Annotated in this window: 20 protein-coding genes; 11 read left to right on the top strand and 9 right to left on the bottom strand. The window is 56.5% G+C overall.

All coding sequences use genetic code 11. From position 1 onward, the window contains the following. Positions 1–53 precede the first annotated feature (53 nt). Positions 54–566, bottom strand: coding sequence for an outer membrane protein OmpX (gene ompX / locus KOSB73_RS11695; RefSeq protein ID WP_004130755.1), 513 nt, complete (start codon positions 564–566; stop codon positions 54–56). Positions 567–917: 351 nt separating this feature from the next. Between ompX and rhtA the strand changes: the two genes are divergently transcribed. The 6 genes from rhtA (at position 918) to ybiO (ending at position 7,486) form a co-directional block, all read left to right on the top strand. Beyond that, positions 918–1,805, top strand: a complete 888-nt coding sequence (gene rhtA, locus KOSB73_RS11690; RefSeq protein WP_004130753.1) for a threonine/homoserine exporter RhtA — start codon at positions 918–920, stop codon at positions 1,803–1,805. A 221-nt stretch (positions 1,806–2,026) separates the two neighbouring features. Next, the gene (gene dps, locus KOSB73_RS11685) at positions 2,027–2,530 is read left to right on the top strand and encodes a DNA starvation/stationary phase protection protein Dps (RefSeq protein ID WP_004130751.1); all 504 of its coding nucleotides are present in this window, start codon (positions 2,027–2,029) and stop codon (positions 2,528–2,530) included. A gap of 376 nt (positions 2,531–2,906) precedes the next feature. After that, the gene (glnH, locus tag KOSB73_RS11680) at positions 2,907–3,653 is read left to right on the top strand and encodes a glutamine ABC transporter substrate-binding protein GlnH (protein WP_004135178.1); all 747 of its coding nucleotides are present in this window, start codon (positions 2,907–2,909) and stop codon (positions 3,651–3,653) included. 134 nt (positions 3,654–3,787) lie between these two features. Continuing rightward, positions 3,788–4,447, top strand: coding sequence for a glutamine ABC transporter permease GlnP (glnP, locus tag KOSB73_RS11675; RefSeq protein WP_004100490.1), 660 nt, complete (start codon positions 3,788–3,790; stop codon positions 4,445–4,447). Beyond that, the gene (gene glnQ, locus KOSB73_RS11670; protein WP_004135180.1) at positions 4,444–5,166 is read left to right on the top strand and encodes a glutamine ABC transporter ATP-binding protein GlnQ; all 723 of its coding nucleotides are present in this window, start codon (positions 4,444–4,446) and stop codon (positions 5,164–5,166) included. Before glnP ends, glnQ begins: the two co-directional genes overlap by 4 nt. 109 nt (positions 5,167–5,275) lie before the next feature. Beyond that, positions 5,276–7,486 (top strand): mechanosensitive channel protein, encoded by a 2,211-nt coding sequence (gene ybiO, locus KOSB73_RS11665; RefSeq protein ID WP_098140522.1) that lies wholly within the window; start codon positions 5,276–5,278, stop codon positions 7,484–7,486. On the opposite strand, the gene rlmF is transcribed toward ybiO, so the two are convergent. Beyond that, complete coding sequence (gene rlmF, locus KOSB73_RS11660; protein ID WP_024360126.1) at positions 7,481–8,395, bottom strand: 23S rRNA (adenine(1618)-N(6))-methyltransferase RlmF; 915 nt, start codon at positions 8,393–8,395, stop codon at positions 7,481–7,483. The genes ybiO and rlmF overlap by 6 nt on opposite strands. 95 nt (positions 8,396–8,490) lie before the next feature. Here rlmF and KOSB73_RS11655 point away from each other — a divergent pair, with 95 nt between their 5' ends. The 5 genes from KOSB73_RS11655 (at position 8,491) to ybiJ (ending at position 13,294) form a co-directional block, all read left to right on the top strand. Then, positions 8,491–9,105, top strand: coding sequence for a flavin reductase family protein (locus tag KOSB73_RS11655; protein ID WP_024360127.1), 615 nt, complete (start codon positions 8,491–8,493; stop codon positions 9,103–9,105). Positions 9,106–9,401: 296 nt separating this feature from the next. Then, a complete protein-coding gene (locus KOSB73_RS11650) occupies positions 9,402–11,690 on the top strand; it encodes a catecholate siderophore receptor Fiu (protein WP_082237398.1) in 2,289 nt (762 codons plus the stop codon). A 45-nt stretch (positions 11,691–11,735) separates the two neighbouring features. After that, positions 11,736–12,413: a PKHD-type hydroxylase YbiX gene (gene ybiX, locus KOSB73_RS11645; RefSeq protein ID WP_004135195.1), complete on the top strand. Its 678-nt coding sequence runs from the start codon at positions 11,736–11,738 to the stop codon at positions 12,411–12,413. A 68-nt stretch (positions 12,414–12,481) separates the two neighbouring features. Beyond that, the gene (locus tag KOSB73_RS11640; protein ID WP_004130731.1) at positions 12,482–12,748 is read left to right on the top strand and encodes a DksA/TraR family C4-type zinc finger protein; all 267 of its coding nucleotides are present in this window, start codon (positions 12,482–12,484) and stop codon (positions 12,746–12,748) included. A 285-nt stretch (positions 12,749–13,033) separates the two neighbouring features. Further along, on the top strand, positions 13,034–13,294 hold the full coding sequence (gene ybiJ / locus KOSB73_RS11635; RefSeq protein WP_004130722.1) for a DUF1471 family protein YbiJ: 261 nt from the start codon (positions 13,034–13,036) through the stop codon (positions 13,292–13,294). 122 nt (positions 13,295–13,416) lie between these two features. Here ybiJ and ybiB read toward each other — a convergent pair whose 3' ends face one another. The 7 genes from ybiB to KOSB73_RS11600 all read right to left on the bottom strand — a co-directional run bounded on the left by ybiB (position 13,417) and on the right by KOSB73_RS11600 (position 22,328). Further along, positions 13,417–14,385 carry a DNA-binding protein YbiB gene (ybiB, locus tag KOSB73_RS11630; protein WP_024360129.1) on the bottom strand — a complete coding sequence of 323 codons (969 nt, stop codon included), beginning with the start codon at positions 14,383–14,385 and terminating at the stop codon, positions 13,417–13,419. Positions 14,386–14,427: 42 nt separating this feature from the next. Further along, a complete protein-coding gene (dinG, locus tag KOSB73_RS11625) occupies positions 14,428–16,572 on the bottom strand; it encodes an ATP-dependent DNA helicase DinG (RefSeq protein WP_098140521.1) in 2,145 nt (714 codons plus the stop codon). 202 nt (positions 16,573–16,774) lie between these two features. Further along, the gene (gene rhlE, locus KOSB73_RS11620) at positions 16,775–18,127 is read right to left on the bottom strand and encodes an ATP-dependent RNA helicase RhlE (RefSeq protein WP_049087280.1); all 1,353 of its coding nucleotides are present in this window, start codon (positions 18,125–18,127) and stop codon (positions 16,775–16,777) included. 218 nt (positions 18,128–18,345) lie between these two features. Further along, positions 18,346–19,338: a transketolase family protein gene (locus KOSB73_RS11615; RefSeq protein WP_049087279.1), complete on the bottom strand. Its 993-nt coding sequence runs from the start codon at positions 19,336–19,338 to the stop codon at positions 18,346–18,348. Further along, positions 19,338–20,183 carry a transketolase gene (locus KOSB73_RS11610; protein WP_098140520.1) on the bottom strand — a complete coding sequence of 282 codons (846 nt, stop codon included), beginning with the start codon at positions 20,181–20,183 and terminating at the stop codon, positions 19,338–19,340. Before KOSB73_RS11610 ends, KOSB73_RS11615 begins: the two co-directional genes overlap by 1 nt. A gap of 13 nt (positions 20,184–20,196) precedes the next feature. After that, a complete protein-coding gene (locus KOSB73_RS11605; RefSeq protein WP_024360134.1) occupies positions 20,197–20,946 on the bottom strand; it encodes an SDR family NAD(P)-dependent oxidoreductase in 750 nt (249 codons plus the stop codon). Positions 20,947–20,996: 50 nt separating this feature from the next. Beyond that, on the bottom strand, positions 20,997–22,328 hold the full coding sequence (locus KOSB73_RS11600; protein WP_064342381.1) for an MFS transporter: 1,332 nt from the start codon (positions 22,326–22,328) through the stop codon (positions 20,997–20,999). Positions 22,329–22,431 lie beyond the last annotated feature (103 nt).

Here is a 22,431-nt window from a genome sequence, read left to right as displayed (position 1 = left end):
GCAGGCAAAAAAAATCCGCCCCTCGAGGCGGATTTTTTATATCACCGAAGTGATTAGAAGCGGTAACCTACGCCAGCAATCCAGGTGCCAACGTCAACGTTACGAATGCGAGACTGCTCGTAGGAGAAGTCCAGGGCAACGTTTTCGATCGGGTTGAACTGCAGACCAGCGCCGTAAGAGAAACCGTAGTCGCTCATATCAGATTTGTTCGGGTAGCTGTTGTCCTGGAATTTACCGTAACCAACACCCACTACGCCGTAGATGCTAGCCCAGTCGTTCAGACGGTAAGCCGGACCTGCGGTGATGCCGTAGTACTGGCCTTTTTTGTAAACGCCAGATTCAGAACGATCTTTTTCGGTGTAGGTGAAAGAACCGATAACACCCAGCGGGTTGTTGTCTTGCTCGTAGCGGTACTTCAGGTTGAAACCGCCAGCTTTGTTCGCTTCACCCTGCATGTCGCTCTGCGCGTAGCCACCGGTAACGGTAGAAGTCGCAGCGAAAGCAGTGGTACCTACGGATGCAGCCAGAACAACGGCCAGTGCTGAAAAACGTGCAATTTTATTCATAACCACCTCAAATGTGTTTCTAATAAGTCCTAAGCCTTAAATATAACAAAAACTTTTGGGAAACTCTTTTCACTTTACATTGTCTAACGTACTTTTTCATGTAACTAAAGGTTTCTACGTTTCTATAACAAACTGGAAAACAAACCTTTTTTACAAATATACTCCTATTAAGGCTCATAAAGCGCCAGACGTGTATCCAGATTATTCCTAATCTGGTGGTGAAATTATCTTCAGACCCGCCCTATTGTACTGCTTTTAAGACCCTTTTTTTCAACATTAGCTCAACCGGCGCGGGGTAATTCAATTACACTGGAACCTTTACCGCATTTGACAAAATTGACAGGAGAAAGGATGCCCGGCTCGTCTCGTAAGGTACCGGCATGGTTGCCGATACTGGTTATTTTAATCGCCATGATTTCCATTCAGAGCGGCGCCTCGCTGGCCAAATCACTCTTCCCGCTGGTCGGCGCCCCAGGCGTTACCGCCCTGCGCCTGGCGCTCGGTACCTTAATCCTGGTGGTCATCTTCAAACCCTGGCGCCTGCGCTTTGCCCCGGAGCAGCGTCTGCCGCTGCTGCTGTATGGCCTCTCGCTTGGCGCGATGAACTACCTGTTCTATTTATCGATTCAACGCATTCCGCTCGGCGTCGCCGTCGCGCTGGAGTTTACCGGGCCGCTGGCGGTAGCGCTATTTGGATCCCGCCGCCCCCTCGACTTCGTCTGGGTGGCGCTGGCGGTGCTCGGGCTATGGTTCCTGCTGCCGCTGGGGCAAAGCGTGGCGCAGATCGATCCCGTTGGCGCGCTGCTGGCGCTCGGCGCGGGCGCATGCTGGGCGGTTTACATTCTGACCGGCCAGCGCGCCGGGGAAGAGCACGGCCCGGCAACGGTTGCCATGGGGTCGCTGATCGCCGCGGTGGTCTTCGTGCCGATGGGGATGATTCAGGCCAGCGATACGCTATTTCAGTGGGGGCTGCTGCTGCCGGGGCTCGGGATCGCCATTTTATCTACCGCGCTGCCCTACTCTCTGGAGATGGTGGCCCTGACCCGTATGCCGAGCAAGACGTTCGGCACCCTGATGAGCATGGAGCCGGCTCTCGCCGCGCTTTCCGGGATGGTGTTTCTTGGCGAAACGCTAACCGCGACCCAAACGCTGGCGCTGGGGGCGATTATCCTGGCGTCAATGGGCTCTACGCTGACAATGCGTCGGGAAACCAAAATCCAGAAGGTCGACATCAGCTAACTAAAAAAGGGCTGATTGGCGGAAAAACCAATCAACCCCCTTTGATTTATAAAGCATTTCACCCGACTAACAGCCCTGCACTATCAGACCGATAGAGACTACCGCCGCTGCAAAGCTCAGATCCGTTGCTATACTTAATTCCGCAAGTTATTGGGATGAGACGCTCCGAATAATTCGAATTTGAAGTATGACGAGTACATATATCAAGAGGATATGACACTATGAGTACCGCAAAACTGGTTAAAACTAAAGCAACGAATCTGCTCTATACCCGTAACGACGTCGCTGATAGCGCTAAGAAGGCGACCGTTGAGCTGCTGAATCGCCAGGTGATCCAGTTCATTGACCTGTCTTTGATTACCAAACAGGCTCACTGGAATATGCGCGGTGCAAACTTTATTGCCGTTCATGAGATGCTGGACGGCTTCCGCACTGCGCTCGTCGACCACCTTGATACGATGGCAGAACGTGCCGTACAGCTTGGTGGCGTAGCGCTGGGTACCACTCAGGTCATCAACAGCAAAAGCCCGCTGAAAAGCTACCCGCTGGATATCCATAGCGTCCAGGACCATCTGAAAGAGCTGGCCGACCGCTATGCCATCGTCGCCAACGATGTGCGTAAAGCCATCGATGAAGCCAAAGATGAAGACACCGCTGATATCTTCACCGCCGCTTCCCGCGACCTGGATAAATTCCTGTGGTTCATCGAAGCCAATATCGAGTAACGCTAACTGCCGTCAGCCACGCTGGCGGCTTTTTTTATTTACTTCCTTCCCCCCCGCCACGCACCACCTCAGTGCATGAGAATGTTCAAAATACGTGCAAAAGTAAATCAATTGTAATAATCACCTCACACAATCGTTACGCCGAGATTGTTTTAACATCAGGGTTTGCGCTAAAAATGCTCGTGTTATGCGATGCTCTTATGATGCACCAAAATAACGCCCCATAATGGTGCATTTAACGTTGTCCGTTATCAACATTGTGCAACAGGATTCATTCTGATTGTTATAAAACAACAGGTTGTAAAACTGGCATGATATTTTCATAAGGCAACTTGTTCTCGCAGGGGATCGTCCCGTGGATAAAAAAGGAAATGCTATGAAGTCTGTATTTAAAGTTTCACTGGCTGCACTGACCCTGGCTTTTGCGGTTTCTTCTCACGCCGCTGATAAAAAACTGGTTGTCGCGACCGATACGGCGTTTGTTCCGTTCGAATTTAAGCAGGGCGATAAGTATGTTGGTTTCGACGTTGACCTGTGGGCAGCGATTGCAAAAGAGCTGAAGCTCGATTACACCCTGAAGCCAATGGACTTCAGCGGCATTATTCCGGCGCTGCAAACCAAAAACATCGACCTTGCGCTGGCGGGGATCACCATCACCGACGAGCGTAAAAAAGCCATCGACTTCTCAGACGGCTACTACAAAAGCGGCCTGCTGGTCATGGTCAACGCCAATAACAACGATATTAAGGATGTCAAAGATCTGAACGGTAAAGTGGTTGCCGTGAAAGGCGGCACCGGTTCCGTTGATTACGCAAAAGCGAATATCAAAACCAAAGATCTGCGCCAGTTCCCGAACATCGATAACGCCTATATGGAACTGGGCACCGGTCGTGCCGATGCGGTTCTGCACGATACGCCAAACATCCTTTACTTCATCAAAACGGCGGGCAACGGCAAGTTCAAAGCGGTAGGCGACTCGCTGGAAGCGCAAAACTACGGTATCGCCTTCCCGAAAGGCAGCGACGAGCTGCGCGAAAAAGTGAACGGCGCGCTGAAAACGCTGCGTGAGAACGGCACCTACAACGAAATTTATAAAAAATGGTTCGGTACTGAACCCAAATAATAATTAGCGATGCTCTCTTCCAGGCCTGCGGTGGTCTGGTAGACCTGGAGCGCTCCGGGCTACCCCCTCAGCAGGCCTGAATAGTTTTCTCAGAGGGTTTTCCTCTGTTTTCGAGACGGTAACAGGAACACATTATGCAGTTTGACTGGAGTGCCATCTGGCCCGCCATTCCTATTTTGCTGGAAGGCGCCAAAATGACGCTGTGGATTTCGGTCCTCGGCCTGGTCGGCGGTCTGATAATCGGTCTGGTGGCCGGTTTCGCCCGCTGTTTCGGCGGCTGGATTGCCAACCACATCGCGCTGGTCTTTATCGAAATCATCCGCGGCACCCCGATTGTGGTGCAGGTGATGTTCATCTACTTCGCTCTACCCATGGCGTTTAGCGATTTACGTATCGACCCGTTCTCCGCGGCGGTGGTCACCATTATGATCAACTCCGGCGCCTATATTGCGGAAATCACCCGCGGCGCGGTGCTGTCGATCCATAAAGGCTTTCGCGAAGCCGGCCTCGCGCTGGGCCTCTCTCGTCGGGAAACCATTCGCTACGTGATCCTGCCGCTGGCGCTGCGCCGTATGCTGCCACCGCTGGGCAACCAGTGGATTATCAGCATCAAAGATACTTCGCTGTTTATCGTCATCGGCGTGGCCGAACTGACCCGCCAGGGCCAGGAAATTATTGCCGGTAACTTCCGCGCGCTGGAAATCTGGAGCGCCGTTGCGGTTATCTATCTGATCATCACCCTGGTGCTGAGCTTTGTTCTGCGTCGTCTTGAAAGAAGGATGAAAATCCTGTGATTGAATTTAAAAACGTTTCCAAGCACTTTGGCCCAACCAAAGTGCTGCATGATATCGATCTGAAGATCAACCAGGGCGAAGTCGTGGTGATTATCGGGCCGTCCGGCTCCGGTAAATCGACCCTGCTGCGCTGTATTAACAAACTTGAAGAGATTACCAGCGGCGATCTGATCGTCGACGGTCTGAAGGTCAACGACCCGAAGGTTGACGAGCGCCTGATTCGCCAGGAAGCCGGTATGGTGTTCCAGCAGTTTTATCTGTTCCCGCACCTGACGGCGCTGGAAAACGTGATGTTTGGCCCGCTGCGCGTGCGCGGCGCCAATAAAGCGGCGGCGGAAAAACTGGCGAAAGACCTGCTGGAGAAAGTCGGCCTCGCGGAACGCGCGCACCACTATCCTTCTGAGCTTTCAGGCGGGCAGCAGCAGCGCGTGGCCATTGCCCGGGCGCTGGCGGTGAAACCGAAAATGATGCTGTTTGATGAGCCCACTTCCGCGCTTGACCCCGAACTGCGTCATGAAGTGCTGAAGGTGATGCAGGATCTGGCCGAAGAAGGCATGACCATGGTTATCGTTACCCATGAAATCGGCTTCGCCGAGAAAGTGGCTTCGCGCCTGATCTTTATCGATAAAGGGCGCATTGCGGAAGATGGCGATCCGCAGGTACTGGTGAATAACCCGCCCAGCCCGCGCCTGCGCGAGTTTTTGCAGCACGTAGCCTGATGCCTCCGGCTCTCCCTTCGCGGGAGAGCCGCTTTCCAGAATCATCCCAACCCCACTCTCCGAATCGCGTCTTCTATACTTATTGGTTTGAGATGCAATGGAGGTGCCTGTGCCGCGGATTTTGTTACTGCTTGCCCTATTCTTCACCGCTCCGCTATGGGCCGCGACGCTGCCCGGCGTTCCGGCAGCCACAACGGAGCAGTCCAGCAGTAGCGAACCCGATGTGGCGCAGAAGAAAGCGGCCTACGGCGCGCTGGCCGACGTGCTTGAAAACGCCGACGCTCGTCAGGAGCTTATCGATCAGTTGCGGAAAGCCGCCGCCACGCCGCCGCCGGACAGTACGCCGACGCTGACGCCGCCGGAAATAAAAGATGAGACCACGGTGCTGGAGAACGTCACCCACATCAGCCGCGAATACGGCGAACAGCTCTCTTCGCGCTTCTCCCAGCTGTGGCGCAACATCACCGGTTCTCCGCACAAAGCGTTTAATTCACAAACCTTCACCAGCGCCGCCTGGCATTTCCTGCTGCTGGCAGGTCTGGTGTTTGCGTTCTGGTGGCTGGTACGCCTGGCGGCCCTGCCGCTGTATCGCAAGATGGGTCACTGGGGACGGCATAAAAACCGCGACCGCAGCAACTGGCTTCAGCTACCTGCAACGATCGCCGGCGCGTTTATTTTCGACCTGCTTCTGCTGGCGCTCACCCTCTTCGTGGGCCAGCTTTTAAGCGACCGCCTGAACGGTAATAATCCCACCATCGCCTTCCAGCAAAGCCTGTTTCTCAACGCCTTCGCGCTGATTGAATTTTTCAAGGCCATTCTGCGGCTCATTTTCTGCCCCCGCATCCCGGAGCTACGCCCGTTCAACCTCAGCGATGACGCGGCGAAATACTGGAACCTGCGCCTGAGCGCGCTGAGCAGCCTGATTGGCTACGGGCTCATCGTCGCGGTGCCGATTATCTCCAACCAGGTCAACGTCCAGTTTGGCGCGTTGGCCAACGTGGTGATTATGCTGTGCATTACGCTCTGGGCGCTGTATCTGATATTTCACAATAAGAAATTGATTACCCAAGGACTCATCCATCTCGCCGACCGCTCGCTGGCCTTCTTTAGCCTGTTTATCCGCGCCTTTGCGCTGATCTGGCACTGGCTGGCCTGCGCTTACTTTATCGTGCTGTTTTTCTTCTCGCTGTTCGACCCCGGCAACAGCCTGAAATTTATGATGGGCGCGACGCTGCGCAGCCTGGCCATCATCGGTGCCGCCGCGCTGGTCTCCGGTATTCTGTCGCGCTGGATTGCGAAAACCATCACCCTGTCGCCGGAAACCCAGCGCAACTATCCTGAACTGCAAAAACGGCTTAACGGCTGGATCTCCGCCTCGCTGAAAGCGGCGCGGATATTAACGGTTTGCGTGGCGATTATGCTGCTGCTCAGCGCGTGGGGCCTGTTCGATTTTTGGCAGTGGATGCATAACGGTAGCGGGCAAAAAGCGGTGGATGTGCTGATCCGCATCGCGCTGATCCTGTTCTTCTCGGCGATTGGCTGGACGCTGCTCGCCAGCCTGATTGAAAACCGTCTGGCATCGGATATTCACGGCCGCCCGCTGCCCAGCGCCCGCGCCCGAACGCTGCTGACGCTGTTTCGCAACGCGCTGGCGGTCGTCATTAGCACCATTACTATCATGATCCTGCTTTCGGAAGTGGGTGTGAATATCGCCCCGCTGCTGGCCGGCGCCGGCGCGCTGGGCCTCGCGATTTCGTTCGGCGCGCAAACCCTGGTTAAAGATATTATTACCGGGATTTTCATCCAATTTGAGAACGGCATGAATACCGGCGATCTGGTGACCATCGGGCCGTTAACCGGGACGGTAGAACGTATGTCGATTCGTTCCGTCGGCGTACGCCAGGATACCGGCGCCTATCATATTATTCCGTGGTCTTCGATAACCACCTTCGCCAACTTCGTGCGCGGGATCGGCTCGGTGGTGGCCAACTATGATGTTGACCGGCAAGAAGATCTGGATAAGGCCAACCAGGCGCTGAAAGACGCGGTCGCGGAAGTGATGGCGCAGGAAGAGATTCGCGGGCTGATCATTGGCGAGCCCTCCTTCGCCGGGCTGGTGGGCTTAAGCAACACCGCCTTCACCCTGCGCGTCACCTTTACTACTCTGCCGCTGAAGCAGTGGACGGTCCGCTTCGCTCTTGATACTCAGGTAAAACGACACTTTGACCTCGCGGGCGTGCGGGCGCCGGTACAAACTTACCAGGTTCTGCCGATGCCAGCGCCGGCGGGACCGCCGGCTCCCGCCGAGCCGACGTTATAAAGCGCGGCGACGTTTGGCTTCGTCCATAAAGGTCCAGGCGATAAAGCGGCTTTGCTTATTCCCCTGGGCCATCTCTTTTTTCACCACTTTCACCGCGCCGACGTCGGTCAGCGCGCGGTAGAGCGGCGGCAGGTTGTCGCCGCGAGACACCAGCGAGGTAAACCACTTCACCTGACGGCCAAACTGCTGGCTCTCCTGAATCATCTGCGTAATAAACGCGACCTCGCCCCCTTCGCACCACAGCTCCTGCTGCTGGCCGCCAAAGTTCAGCACGCTCTCTTCGCCCAGCCCCAGGTTGCGACGCTTACGCTCACCGCCCGCCTGCGCGCTGGCGGCGGAATCATGGAACGGCGGGTTGCACAGGGTTGCGTCGTAGGTCTCATTTTTATGAATAATGCCGGTCAGAATCGCTTTGGCGTCTTTTTGACGACGCAGGCGGATCTGGCGAGTAAGGCCGGGATTGCCGTTGACGATAGCCTGGGCGCTGGCGAAGGCGTCGGCGTTCACTTCGCTGCCGGTGAAGCGCCAGCCGTACTCATGCACGCCGATCAGCGGATAGATGCAGTTTGCGCCAACGCCAATATCGAGAATGCTGGCGTTGGCCGGGATGGTCCCGCTATCCAGCGCCAGCAGATCGGCGAGATGATGGAGGTAGTCCGCCCTGCCCGGCACCGGCGGGCAGAGAAAGCCGTCGGGTATATCCCAGTGTTTCACCGCGTAGAAGTGCGCCAGCAGCGCTTTATTCAGCGCCTTCACCGCCAGCGGGTTAGCGAAGTCGATGGTCTGCTCACCCACCGGGTTAAGGGTGATAAAGCCCTGTAGCTCAGGGTGGGCCTGGCACAGCGCGGGCAGGTCGTAGCGTTGTTGGTGACGGTTACGCGGGTGTAACCCCGGTTTCTGGGCTTTCATGGCAATCTCCTTTGAACAGCCGCGTAAGATACCCGTTGACGGCGGCGCGGTAAATAAGTGAGTCTGGATATCTCTTTTTTTGTCACGGGTATCGTATGTACTTCTACCAACCTTCGCACGGACACGGGCTGCCTCACGACCCGCTGAACGCTATTATCGGGCCGCGGCCCATCGGCTGGATAGCTTCCGTTGATAACAGCGGCCAGCGTAACCTCGCCCCCTACAGTTTTTTCAACTGCTTTAACTATCGGCCACCCATTATTGGTTTTGCCAGCAGCGGTTGGAAAGATAGCGTGCAGAATATCGCTGAGACGAAAGAGTTCGTCTGGAACCTGGCCACCCGCCCTCTGGCGGTCGCGATGAACGAAACCTCGGCCACCCTTCCCCATAACGAAGATGAATTCATCCGCGCCGGGCTGACTGCCGCTCCCAGCCGCATCGTCAGCGCGCCGCGGGTCGCCGAAAGCCCGGTAAACTTCGAGTGTCGCCTCTCACAATGCATCCAGTTAACCACCGCCGAAGGGCAAGCGGTTGACACCTGGCTGGTGCTGGGCGAAGTGGTCGCGGTGCATATCGATGAATCGCTGCTGGATGACGGAATTTACCAGACCGCCAAGGCCCAACCAATCCTGCGCGCCGGAGGGCCAAGCGCCTATTACGGCATTGATGAAAGCCTGCGTTTTGATCTTATTCGTCCGGACGCCCGCTAAGCGTACTTCCCGGCCGGCAATATCTCCGTTGCCCAGGCCGGGCTGCTGATTTCCGTATCCCCGCCTTAAGCTCCCCCTCCCCGTGCGCTTTATGTAGAAAAATTGCGGTCAATGTAAATAAATGTATTTATTTTTTTATAAATGAGTGATAAAAATTCGTTCGTTTTTGATAATGATTATCACAATCACTATCAAACTCATTACTTTGTATAGAAATCACCTGCAGTGGTCGGGGCGAAGCAACGCTTCGTCTGCGGTCGTTATGGCCTAATTAAAACGATAAGTCACTTATTGAAATGGAAAAAAATAACAATTTGCCGTTCAGCAGTTTTAACTCGCTCACGCTCTTCACTGGCTTATGCCTAAGTCTTTCTCCGTCCGGCCAGCTACTTGCAGCGGATAGCACTGAAAATACTAGCGGCGAAACGCTGGTGGTCGAAGCGCAGACGCCATCGCTTTACGCGCCGACCCGCTCCGCCGATCCAAAATTTTCACGGCCGATCGCCGACACCACGCGAACGGTTACCGTGGTTTCTGAGCAGGTGATGAAGGATCAGGGGGTCACTAACCTTACCGACGCGCTGAAAAACGTCCCCGGCGTCGGCGCTTTCTTTGCTGGCGAAAACGGCAACTCGACCACCGGCGACGCCATTTACATGCGCGGTGCGGACACCTCCAACAGCATTTACGTCGACGGTATCCGCGATATTGGCAGCGTCAGCCGCGATACGTTTAATACCGAACAGGTCGAAGTCATCAAGGGACCGTCAGGCTCCGACTATGGGCGCAGCGCGCCGACCGGCTCGATCAATATGATCAGCAAACAGCCGCGCCTCGATTCGGGTATCGACGCCTCCGCCAGCGCTGGCAGCGCCTGGTTCCGACGCGGCACGCTGGATATTAACCAGGCCATTGGCGAAACCAGCGCGGTGCGTCTGAATCTGATGGGCGAGAAAACCCACGACGCGGGCCGGGACAAGGTGAAAAACGAGCGTTACGGCGTCGCGCCATCGGCGGCATTTGGTCTCGGCACCGAGAACCGCCTGTACCTTAACTATCTGCACGTGACCCAGCACAACACCCCCGACGGCGGCATTCCTACCATCGGGCTGCCGGGCTATTCCGCTCCCAACGCCGGCACCTCGGCGCTGAATCACTCCGGCAAGGTCGCCACCAGCAACTTCTACGGCACCGATTCCGACTACGATGATTCCACAACCGATACCGTGACGATGCGTTTCGAGCACGACCTGAGCGACACGACGACGATCCGCAACACCACCCGCTGGTCTCGCGTGAAGCAGGATTATCTGATGACCGCGGTGATGGGCGGAGCGTCAAACATTTCCCAGCCAAACCCTGACGATGTGGGCACCTGGACCTGGTCGCGCCTGGCGAATACCAAAGACATCAGCAACAAGATCCTGACCAACCAGACTAACCTGACGTCGACGTTCTACACCGGCGCTATCGGTCATGACGTCAGCACCGGCGTGGAATTCACCCGTGAAACCCAGACCAACTACGGGGTCTATCCGCTCACGCCTCCGGCGGTGAATATTTACCATCCGAACAGCGACATCTCCATCGGCGGCCTGAACCGCAGCGGCGCCAACGCTAACGGGCAGACGGATACCTTCGGCGTCTATGCTTTCGATACCCTGCAAATTTCCCAGGACTTCGAACTTAACGGCGGGATCCGTCTGGACAATTACCAGACCAAATATGATAGCGCCAGCCTGTGCGGCGGTACCGGACGCGGCGCCATTGCCTGCCCGACGGGGGTCGCGAAAAATACCCCGCTCACCACCGTCGATACCTCAACCAGCGGTAACCTGGTGAACTGGAAGGCCGGCGCGCTGTACCACCTGACCGATAACGGCAATCTCTACGTCAACTACGCCGTTTCCCAGCAGCCGCCGGGAGGCAGCAACTTTACCCTCGCGCAAAGCGGCACCGGCAGCAGCGCCAACCGAACCGACTTTAAACCGCAGAAGGCCAAAACCAGCGAGCTCGGCACCAAGTGGGAGCTGATGGATAAACGCCTGCTGCTGACCGCCGCCCTCTTCCGCACCGATATTGAAAACGAAGTCGAGCAGAACGACGACGGCAGCTATTCGCAGTATGGTAAGAAACGCGTTGAAGGCTATGAGATTTCGCTGGCCGGTAACATCACTCCTGACTGGCAGGTTATCGGCGGCTATACCCAACAGCATGCCAGCGTTCGTGAAGGCGCGAACACCGCCCAGGATGGCACCAGCGCGCTGCCGTATACGCCAGAGCACGCGTTTACCCTCTGGAGCCAGTACCAGGCCACCGATGCGATCGCCGTCGGCGCCGGCGCGCGATACGTCGGCAGCATGCATCGCGGCAGCGACGGCGCGGTCGGCACGCCTTCTTATACCGAAGGCTACTGGGTGGCCGATGCTAAAGTCGGTTACCGCATTAACCGCAATCTCGACCTGCAGCTGAACGTCTACAACCTGTTTGATACCGACTACGTCGCCTCGATTAACAAGAGCGGCTACCGTTATCACCCGGGCGAGCCGCGGACCTTCCTGCTTACCGCCAATATCCATTTCTGATCCACGGCGGGGCGGCAACGCCCCGTTTTCTCAGGAGATAAAACGATGATGTACCATATTCCCGCCGTTCTCACCCCTCAGGAAGTGGACGATTTTACCGCTCAGCTTCAGCAGGCGGAATGGGTTGACGGGCGCGTGACGACCGGCGACCAGGGCGCTCAGGTCAAACATAACCAGCAGGTGGACACCCGCAGCAACCTCTACGCCGAGCTTCAGGGCAACGTGCTGGCGGCGCTGAACCGCAGTTCGCTTTTTTTTGCCGCCGCGCTGCCGAAGGCGATTTCCAGCCCGCTGTTCAACCGCTACCAGCAGAGCGAAACTTACGGTTTTCACGTCGACGGCGCGGTGCGCAGCCAGGCGCAGGGCGGCTGGATGCGCACCGATCTTTCCGCCACCCTGTTTTTAAGCGCTCCGGAAAGTTACGCAGGCGGTGAGCTGGTCGTCAACGACACCTACGGGCAGCACGCGGTTAAGCTCCCGGCCGGGGACCTGGTGCTCTACCCTTCGAGCAGCCTGCACTGCGTCACCCCGGTGACCTCAGGCGTCCGCGTCGCCTCGTTCTTATGGATTCAGTCAATGATCCGTGACGATAAACGCCGCAGTATGCTGTTTGAACTGGATGGCAATATTCAGAAATTAAAAAGCCGCCACGGCGAAAGCGACGAAGTGCTGTCTCTGCTTAATCTGTACCATAACCTGCTGCGCGAATGGTCAGAGATCTGAGCCTTGTCTGGTCATTTTTTACCCCCATATTCTCTATACTAAAGAGAGAAGAGATAGCGAGGTGAACTATGGCATCAGGTTGGGCAAATGATGACGCGGTGCAGGAACAGATCGACAGCACCATCAACGACGCGATAGCCCGGGCGCGAAATGAGCTGTCATCGGGCGAAAGCAACAAATTTTGTGAAGAATGCGGAGAGCCGATTCCTGAGGCGCGCCGACGGGCGGTTGCGGGAGTCAAATACTGCGTTAAATGCCAACAGGAGAAAGATTTACATAACAATACATTTTCGGGATATAATCGCAGAGGTTCCAAAGATAGCCAGCTTCGCTGACCGATATTTACCGTTCATTACCGCATATCGCATTAACTTTTCGCGCACGATTTTTGGCAAACGGAGTGGCAAAATGTGCCCTTCCAGCCCGCTGAATGCCGTCCCAACCGGTTTCGCCGCCACCGGCTAAAATAATTTATTAATATTCAATAAATTAATAATCATTCAAAAAATTAGATTGAGATTGTTAATTTCCTTCGATTTTATCTCCCGCCAAAAACCGTGATACTTATCACATCGACGGAACATCGTCCCCTATACAGAACAACCTGCGAGAGATTAATTATGAAAAACATCAAATACGCTGCTGCCGCTATCGCCCTGTCCGCTCTGTCTTTCGGCGCGTTCGCCGCTCAGCCGGTCACATCGGCTCAGGCAGAGAGCATGAACAAAATCGGTGTGGTTTCTGCTGAAGGCGCGACGACGCTGGATGGACTGGAAGCCAAACTGGCTGAAAAAGCAGAGGCCGCTGGCGCGACCGGCTATAGCATTACCTCCGCTAACAGCAACAACAAACTGAGCGGTACCGCGGTTATCTACAAATAATCGCCAGCATTTCCTGTAGCAACACTCTGTAATGCCACTGTTTTAACCCTGTAAGATCCTTTAATACCCTTGCCTTGCCCGTCCATGCCACTGGACGGGCTTTTTTTTGCCTGCCGATACAGTTACCAGCTCTCAGCCACCTTCGCCAGCCCCTGCTCCAGAGAGGAGGCGACGCCGGTCGCCACCAGACAGCAGGCCAGCTGAATTTTCAGCGATTGCGGCAACGGCTCGCTCCCTACAGAACAGCGCTCAATCCAGCGCGCGGTCACTTCGGGATCTTTTGACGCCGGCAGGACGAGCGCCTGCTCCGCTGCGCCATCCTGACGCTCGTTAACCACCCGCGTACCGGCCGCGTCAATCAGGCTGATCTGCGGACAGCGCTGCGGATTGGCGTAAACTTCGCCTTCGGTACCGTGCATCAGCAGCGCCCGGCCGCCGATCTCGGCAAAGAATTTCGCCACCCGGCCAACGTATTCAGGATGCGAAACGCTCGACAGGCGCAGCGCCGCATCTTCAGCAAACGGCGTCGCCAGCTTGGCCAGCGTGTGGGCGCTGTTACGCACCCCCATGCGCCAGCGCATCGCCAGCTGTTTTTCCAGCGGCGGACACAATGCGCCGACCGGCACGTAAACCGGCTGATGGCTGTCTAACCGCGCCTGGGCCTGGCCCGCCTGAAGCGTCGCCGGGATCCCCATCAGTTCAAAAATCGTTTCCGTCAGCACGCGGGTGGGATCGTGGCTCACGCCGTGAACAATCACCGGGAAGCCAAGCTTATGCAGAAGCACGGCGAGCAGAGGCGTCAGGTTAGCCTGCTTGCGCGCGCCGTTGTAGCTGGGGATCACTATCGGCATCGGTTTAGCGACCGGCGGCGTCAGCTTCATCGTATGATTCTGCATCGCTTCATAGAAGCCCTTCATCTCCGCTTCACCTTCGCCCTTGATGCGCAGGGCAATGAGAATGCCGCCGAGTTCGAGCTCAGGCACCTCGCCGTTAAGCATCCGCGAGTAGAGCGCGCGCGCCGTCTCCACGTCCAGGTCGCGGGCGTGATTTTTGCCGCGCCCGACTTCTTTAATGATTTTGCTGTAGTCCATTGCAGGCTCCTCTGAGCTTCTCACATCATCGACACTGCACCGCTAACGCCGTTTGCGACGCGTCTGTTTTGTTTTAGTTTTTACTATAACCTCAGGGACGGCTGGCTGCTCTATCGGAAATACGGGTAATGCATTCAATAAACGCTTACCGTAGTTTTTGGTTAACAGGCGTTTGTCATAAATCACCGCCTCTCCCCAGCAGCTATGGCTTCGAATCAGGCGGCCAACCTGCTGAATCAGGTTGAATGACGCGCTGGGCAGGCTCTGAACTTCGAACGGATAGCGGTTGAGGCTTTTGAGCCACTCGCCTTCGGTAATCACCACCGGGCTGTCTATCGGCGGGAACGCGATCTTATGAATATGCACCTGGCTTAACAGCTCGCCTTTTAAATCCAGCCCTTCCGCGAAGGACTGCAGCCCAACCAGTACGCTGCGCTCGCCGCCTTCTACGCGTTTGCGATGCAGCTCGACCAGCCGGTAGCGAGGCTTATCGCCCTGAACCAGCAGCAGCAGGCGCAGATCGGTAACGTGTTCGAGAAAGCGCTGCATCGCTCTTCCGCTGGCGAACAGCACCAGCATGCCGAGATGCTTTTTGCTCTCGACCTGCTCCCGGAAATAGGCGGCCATCTCGGCGATATGCTGCTCTTCGTTATCGATAAGCGGTTCGTAATGCATCTGCGGAATGACGATTTTACCCTGTTCGACGTGGTTGAATGGCGAGTCCAGCGCCACAAAGCGGTCTCCCGCCTTCTCTTTCAGCCCGCTCATCTCCTGCAAACGCGAAAAGCTATTCAGCGAGCGTAGCGTCGCAGAGGTGACGACGATATGCGGGACGCTGCGCCACAGCAGCCTCTCCAGCTGTTCGCTGACGCGGATCCCCACGCAGTGGAACCAGATATGCATCTGGCCGTCCCGCAGGTCGCGGGTAACCCATTTGGTCACCGGCGCGCCGGAGGATTGCGCCAGCGATGCCAGCCGCCAGAGTTTACTTTGGCTCTCAAACATCCCCAGCGCGCGGTTCATCTGCAGCAGAACCCGATGCAAACGCACCACGTCGTGGCTGCCGGTTTTTTCGCCCAGATCGTTAAGGAACAGCTCCGCCAGACCGCGCAGCGTCTCGGTGAGCTTCGCCAGCCGCTGGCAGATTTCCATCACTTCCGCCGGTAGCTCTCCCATCGGGAAGCGGTGCTCAGCCTCCTGCCCGGCCGGCATGTACAGGTTGAGGATGTTATTCAGGGAGGAGATGAGTTCGTAGAGCTCCTCGCAATGCCCATTCAGCCGTTCGGGATTGGCCAGCGGCGGCGTGGTCTTAGGGCGAAACTGCTCCATGCAGGTCGCGACCAGCTTCGTAAAAAGATCCAGCTGCAGGCGGTACCACGGGGCGGTAATTTCCGCGCTCATTTCCAGCGCATCGCGGGCCACCTCCGGAAGATGGTGGCCTTCATCCAGCACCAGCAGCAAATGCTTAGGCTCCGGCAGCACCGCTTCGCTCTCCATGGCCGCCATCACCAGCGCATGGTTCGCCACCACCACTTCCGCCTCCTGGATTTCCCGGCGGGCGACGAAGAAGGGGCATTCGCGGTAGTAGTGGCAGTTGCGGTTCAGACAGCTGGCTTTGTCGGTGCTCAGGCGGCTCCATAATGAATCATCAACGTTTTTATCGGTATGATCGCGCAGGCCGTCCCATTTATAGCTATCGAGATCCGCTTTCAGCGTCGCGCACAGCTTCTGCTCCGCCTGGTTATTGGGCGTGAGTTCGTCATCAAGAAAGGCCAGTAAATCCTGCTGCGTCGGTTCGGTGCTGGCAAGGGCGGCCAGGTTACGCGGGCAGACGTAGCGCCCGCGGCCAAAGGCGGCGGTAAATCGCAGGTCGGGAATGATTTTGCGCAGCAGCGGCAGGTCTTTGCTGTAGATTTGGTCCTGCAGAGCAACGTTGGCGGTACTGACCACCAGCGTTTTTTGTTCTTCACGGGCAATGGCGATGCCGGGAATCAGATATGACAAGGTTTTACCGACGCCGGTCGGGGCTTCTATCGCCAGATGCCGCCCCTCTTCCCCGGCAAGCGTCTTCGCCACATCGGCGATCATCTGCCGCTGCGGAGGACGGGGAATAAAGTCAGGAATTTGTTCCTGAAGCGCCTTATACCAGGCGGCGATTTGCGCTTTCAGCGCTGCGGTCAAAGCCATGAGAAAACCTGAATACTGTATAAACAGCCACTATTGTGCCATTTTTTCGCCATCGGGAGGAATGTCTTTCTGAGCAAACTGGAATCTCGCTCGAGGTTCAACGTGAGCGAAGAGCATGCCGGGCAAGGAGCCTTACCCGGATAACCCATCCGGGGCATGGCCGCGCGTTCGCGGCTATGCCCGCAGGAGTGACGGGATAGGGTTACTCAGCCGCCGCGGGTTTGCGCGGGCGACGACGGCGAGGAGGTTTACCGTCCTGAGTTCGCGCTTTCGGCGCTTCGCCATCGGTACGACGCGGCGCGGACTGCTGACCGCGACCTTGTCCCTGGCCGCCGCGGCCCTGACTTTGGCCACCACGGCCGCCGCCGCCGCGCTGCTGCTGACGACCGTTCTGAATCGGCTCGGCTTTGATCGACGGATCCGGCTCATAGCCCGCAAGGGCGATACGCGGGATCTCTTTTTTCAGCAAGCGTTCGATATCATGCAGCAGCTTATGTTCATCCACGCAGACCAGCGACAGCGCTTCACCCGTTGCCGCGGCGCGCCCGGTACGACCAATACGGTGCACATAGTCTTCCGGTACGTTTGGCAGCTCGTAGTTCACTACGTGCGGCAGCTCTTCAATGTCCAGACCGCGCGCGGCGATATCGGTCGCCACCAGCACGCGAATACCGCCGGATTTAAAGTCAGCCAACGCGCGGGTACGCGCGCCCTGGCTCTTGTTGCCGTGAATGGCGGCGCTGCGGATGCCGTCTTTATTAAGCTGCTCCGCCAGATGGTTAGCGCCGTGCTTGGTGCGGGTAAAGACCAGCACCTGCTGCCAGTTGCCTTCGCCGATCATCTGCGACAGCAGCTCGCGCTTGCGCTTTTTGTCGACAAAATGCACCAGCTGGCTCACCTGTTCTGAAGCGGTGTTGCGGCGAGCGACTTCAATTTCCAGCGGATTATGCAGCAGCTTTTCCGCCAGCGATTTAATCTCGTCGGAGAAGGTTGCGGAGAACAGCAGGTTCTGGCGCTTTGCCGGCAGCTTCGCCAGTACCCGGCGAATATCGTGAATAAAGCCCATATCCAGCATACGGTCGGCTTCATCCAGCACCAGCACTTCAACTTTGTCCAGGCTCACGGCGTTCTGATGTTCAAGATCCAGCAGGCGGCCGGGCGTTGCCACCAGGATATCGACGCCGCTGCGCAGCTTCATCATCTGCGGGTTAATGCTCACGCCGCCGAACACCACCAGCGAACGAACGTTAAGGTATTTGCTGTAATCCCGCACGTTCTCGCCAATCTGCGCCGCCAGCTCGCGCGTGGGGGTCAGGATCAGCGCGCGCACCGGACGACGGCCTTTAGCGTGCGGTTCTTTCTGGACCAGATGCTGAAGCAGCGGCAGCGTAAATCCCGCCGTTTTACCAGTACCGGTCTGGGCGCTGGCCATCAGATCGCGACCCTGTAATACCGCCGGGATGGCCTGCTGCTGAATAGGGGTTGGCTCAACGTAGCCCTGCTCAGCGACGGCGCGCAGGATTTCAGGATTCAGGCCAAGGGAATCAAAAGACATAACAACTCCGAACCGCCCCGGCCCGTCACAGGCGTAGTTTTCAGGGAGATTATTGCGAAAGAGATGGCAAAAACCACAATGCCATGAAGCTGCGCAGTCTAGCAGATTTTGTGATGAACCGCATAAAATCTGCCGAAAAGAATCCTCTGGCTAACAAACCACTGCTCCCGGTCCTGGCGATAAACAAGCGCCGCCGCAGAACGCGGCGGCGAAAACAACTAACGCAGGCGATACTTAATTTTTTCGACCATCTTCGCGGTGGAAATGCCGTAGCGGTCGTGCAGCGTCGGAAGCGCCCCGGCCAGCAGGAATTCGTCGGGCAAACCAACGGTATCCAGTTCGCAGCGCACGCCTTTGCGCATCAGCAGCGCGGCAACCGCCTCCCCTAACCCGCCAACCGACGTGTGGTTTTCCGCGGTCACCACCAGACGACCGGGCCTCGACGCCTGCGCAACGATCGCTTTTTCATCGAGCGGTTTGATGGTGGGTACGTGCAGTACCGCCGCGCTGATATTATCGGCCCGCAGTTTTGCAACCGCTTCCAGGGCGCGCATGGTCATCAGCCCGGAAGAGATGATCAGCACATCATTACCGTCCTCCAGCAGCTTCGCCTTGCCCAGCTCAAACTGATAATCATATTTATCGAGCACCAGCGGCACCTTACCGCGCAGCAGACGCATATACACCGGACCGCTGTGGTCGGCAATCGCCGGTACCGCCTGTTCTATCTCCAGCGCATCACAGGGATCGACGATGACCATCCCGGGAATGCCGCGCATAATCGCCAGATCTTCCGTTGCCTGATGGCTCGGCCCGTAGCCGGTAGTCAGACCCGGCAGCGCCGCGCAGATCTTTACGTTCAGATGCTCTTCGGCAATAACCTGATGGATAAAATCATAGGCGCGGCGGGTAGCAAAAGCGGCATAGGTGGTGGCGAAGGGAATAAATCCCTCCTTCGCCATTCCCCCGGCGGCCCCCATCAGCAGCTGCTCCGCCATCCCCATCTGGAAGAAGCGATCCGGGAAGGCCTGGGCGAAGATATGCAGATCGGTATACTTTGACAGATCCGCGGTCATCCCGACGATTTCCGGGCGCTGCGCCGCCAGCTTCGATAGGGCGACGCCAAACGGGGCGGAAACGGTCGCCTGGCCTTCATCAGCAATAGAGGCGATCATCGCCGACGTCTTTAAACGTGGTTTACTCTGGCTCATTACAGCACTCCTTCCGGTTTGTTGGCGTCCAGCACCGCAATCGCCTTTTGCCATTCGTCGGCATCGACGCGGATAAAATGGTTCTTATCGCGGGTTTCCAGGAACGGCACCCCTTTGCCCATCAGCGTGTCGCATAAAATGACCCGCGGCTGGTTGCCCGCATGATTTTTCGCGTTGTCGAAGGCGGTAATCACCGCCGCCAGATCGTTGCCGTCCACGCGCTGCACGTACCAGCCGAAGGCGGACCATTTTTCATGCAGCGGCTCAAAGCCGAGAATTTTGCGCGAATCGCCGTCCGCCTGCTGTTTGTTCACATCAACGATATTTATCAGGTTCGTCAGGCCGTAATGGGCCGCCGACATCGCCGCTTCCCAGGTCGACCCTTCGTCCAGCTCCCCATCCGACATGGAGTTATAAACCCAGGATGCGCTGCGCTTCTGCCGCAGGCCGAGCGCCATCCCGACGGCAATGGAGAGCCCCTGCCCCAGCGAGCCGCCTGACATCTCCATCCCCGGCGTATAGGTTGCCATACCCGACATCGGCAGACGGCTGTCGTCGGAGCCGTAGGTCTCCAGCTCCTCTTGCGGGATAATTTCCGCTTCCAGCAGCGCCGCATAATAGGCGATGGCGTAATGGCCGTGCGAGAGCAGGAAGCGGTCGCGTCCTTCCCACTCCGGTTCTTCCGGGCGGTAGCGCATCGCGTGGCTGAACGCGGTGGCCAGCACATCCGCATAGCCTAACGCCTGGCCGATGTAGCCCTGTCCCTGAACCTCGCCCATTTGCAGGGCATAGCGGCGGATACGCCACGCCGCCGCGGCAACTTTTTGTAATTCTGTGATTTTCATCTGCTTGCCTCGCTTAGTGGATTAACATGCCGCCGTTCACGTCCAGGGTGATACCGGTCGAGTAGGAAGAGAGATCGCTGCCGAGGAACAGGGCGGCGCGCGCGATATCCACCGCATCGCCAAGGCGGTTCATCGGGATCCCGGCAAGGATATTGGCCGTCATGTCGTCGGTCAGCTTACCGGCGGTGATATCGGTCTGAATCAGCCCCGGGGTAATGCAGTTAACGCGGACGTTATCCGGACCAAGCTCGCGCGCCATCGCCCGCGCCAGGCCGAGCACCCCGGCTTTCGCCGCGCTGTAGTGCGGGCCGCCGAAGATACCGCCGCCGCGCTGGGCGGAAACCGAAGAGATACAGACGATGCTGCCCGATTTTTGCGCCCGCATCGTCGGAATAACCGCCTGCGACATCAGCAACGTGCCGCGCAGGCTGACGTCCAGCACCGCGTCGTAGTTGGCGCGCTTAATATCCATCAGCTTCAGCGGCTGAGTAATCCCGGCATTATTCACCAGCACATCGACCCGGCCATATTTCGCCAGAATCTGTTCCATCGCCGCCTGAACCTGAACTTCATCGGCAACGTTCGCCGCCAGGCCAAGATGGCCTTCGCCTAAGGCCGCGGCCGCCGCTTTGCTGGCTTCGCCATTGAGGTCGATAATGACCACGCTGGCGCCGTTTTTAGCAAATAATTTGGCGGTGGCAAAACCCAAACCGCGTGCCGAGGCCGCGCCGGTAATAATGGCGACTTTATCTTTTAATAACATATTTTCACTCCATGACATGACGTCATATTAATTAACAGGATGTATTTCCGTTATTGTGGCTCATCGAGAAAGAGAATCACCACCAGACCTATTGCGGCGCAGATACCAAAATAGGTGAATACCGAATTAAAGCTGCCGGTTTGATCGAGTAAAAAGCCCGCAGCCATCGGGGCAACAAATCCGCCGAGGTTACCGCCGCTATTGATAATAGAAGAGGCGATCGGATAGGTTTTATTATCCGAAACGGCCATACCGTAGGCGGTAAAGGCCGGCCAGCCAATATTCAAGCATAAACCGACGAAGAATAATCCGACACAGACCGCCCAGGTGCTCGCGGGAATATTTAGCATAATGAGCATCATGACCACGGTGGAAATCGCGGTAAACATCATTGTCGGTTTACGTCGCCGGCCTAATACCTTATCCGAAATCCATCCACCGCCAATCGCACCTATAAAACCGCCAATACACGGCATACTTGCCACGAAGCCCATGCTCATTACATCAAAACCGCGCTCTTTAACCAAATACAGCGGGATCCACGTTAATAATCCGTACAGCACGCTAACCATCATAAAATAAGCCAGACAGTCGCCAAGAATATTTTTCGAGGTAAATAATCCTTTCGCCGTATCAATAGGGGTAAGCTTTTTCACCCGAATAAATTTATCCAGCCAGATAAAGCGATCGGCAATTAATATATTTTGCCGTACGGCGTTTTTATCGCTTTCACGCCCGGCGTTAATCTTTTCCAGTTCGCTTTGCGAAACAAATCCGCTCTCTGCGGGTGTTGACTTAACCAACAGGTACCACGCCACCGCCGCCACAATTCCCGGTATCGCAAAGGAGAAAAAGACCCATCGCCAGCCCCAGGTTACCGCGATCCATACCGCCAGCGGCGGTACGATGATCGGCGCAAACATGGTGGCGGCGATGTAGACGCCCGTTGCCGTGGCTTTCTCTTTCGGCGGGAACCAGTTATTAATGGTCGAAGCCAGGCCTACCGGACATGGCCCTTCGCTAAGCCCCAGCCCCAGCCGCACCATCTTCAGGCCAAACACCGAGCTCACGGTGCCCATTAGCCAGGTAAAAGCGGAAAAACCGAAAATCGACAGCGCGACCAGCCCTCGCGTGCCGCGTTTGGCAATGAAAAAGCCGGCCGGGATCTGGCTGACCGCATAGCCCAGGAAAAACATGCTGGCGATGGCCCCGGCTTCAAAGTTGTTGATATGAAACTCATCAATAATGAACGGCAATACCGCGCCGATATTCGTTCTGTCGGCGTAATTTATGGCATACACCAGGAAAATCATCGTCAAAACCACAAAACGATATTTTGTTTTCCTGGCGTCAGTACAGACCACAGTATCTATACGTGACATAGGGTATCCTCTGTATTTTTTATGCTTTTTGTCGCGAACCTTACCGCATCGCGCCCTGTTATCAGGCCTGTGGTTGCAATATAACAATCCCAAAAAGAAAGGG

The sequence above is a fragment of the Klebsiella grimontii genome, from assembly GCF_900200035.1.
GTDB lineage: Bacteria > Pseudomonadota > Gammaproteobacteria > Enterobacterales > Enterobacteriaceae > Klebsiella > Klebsiella grimontii.
This window is presented reverse-complemented; position numbering and strand designations above follow the sequence as displayed.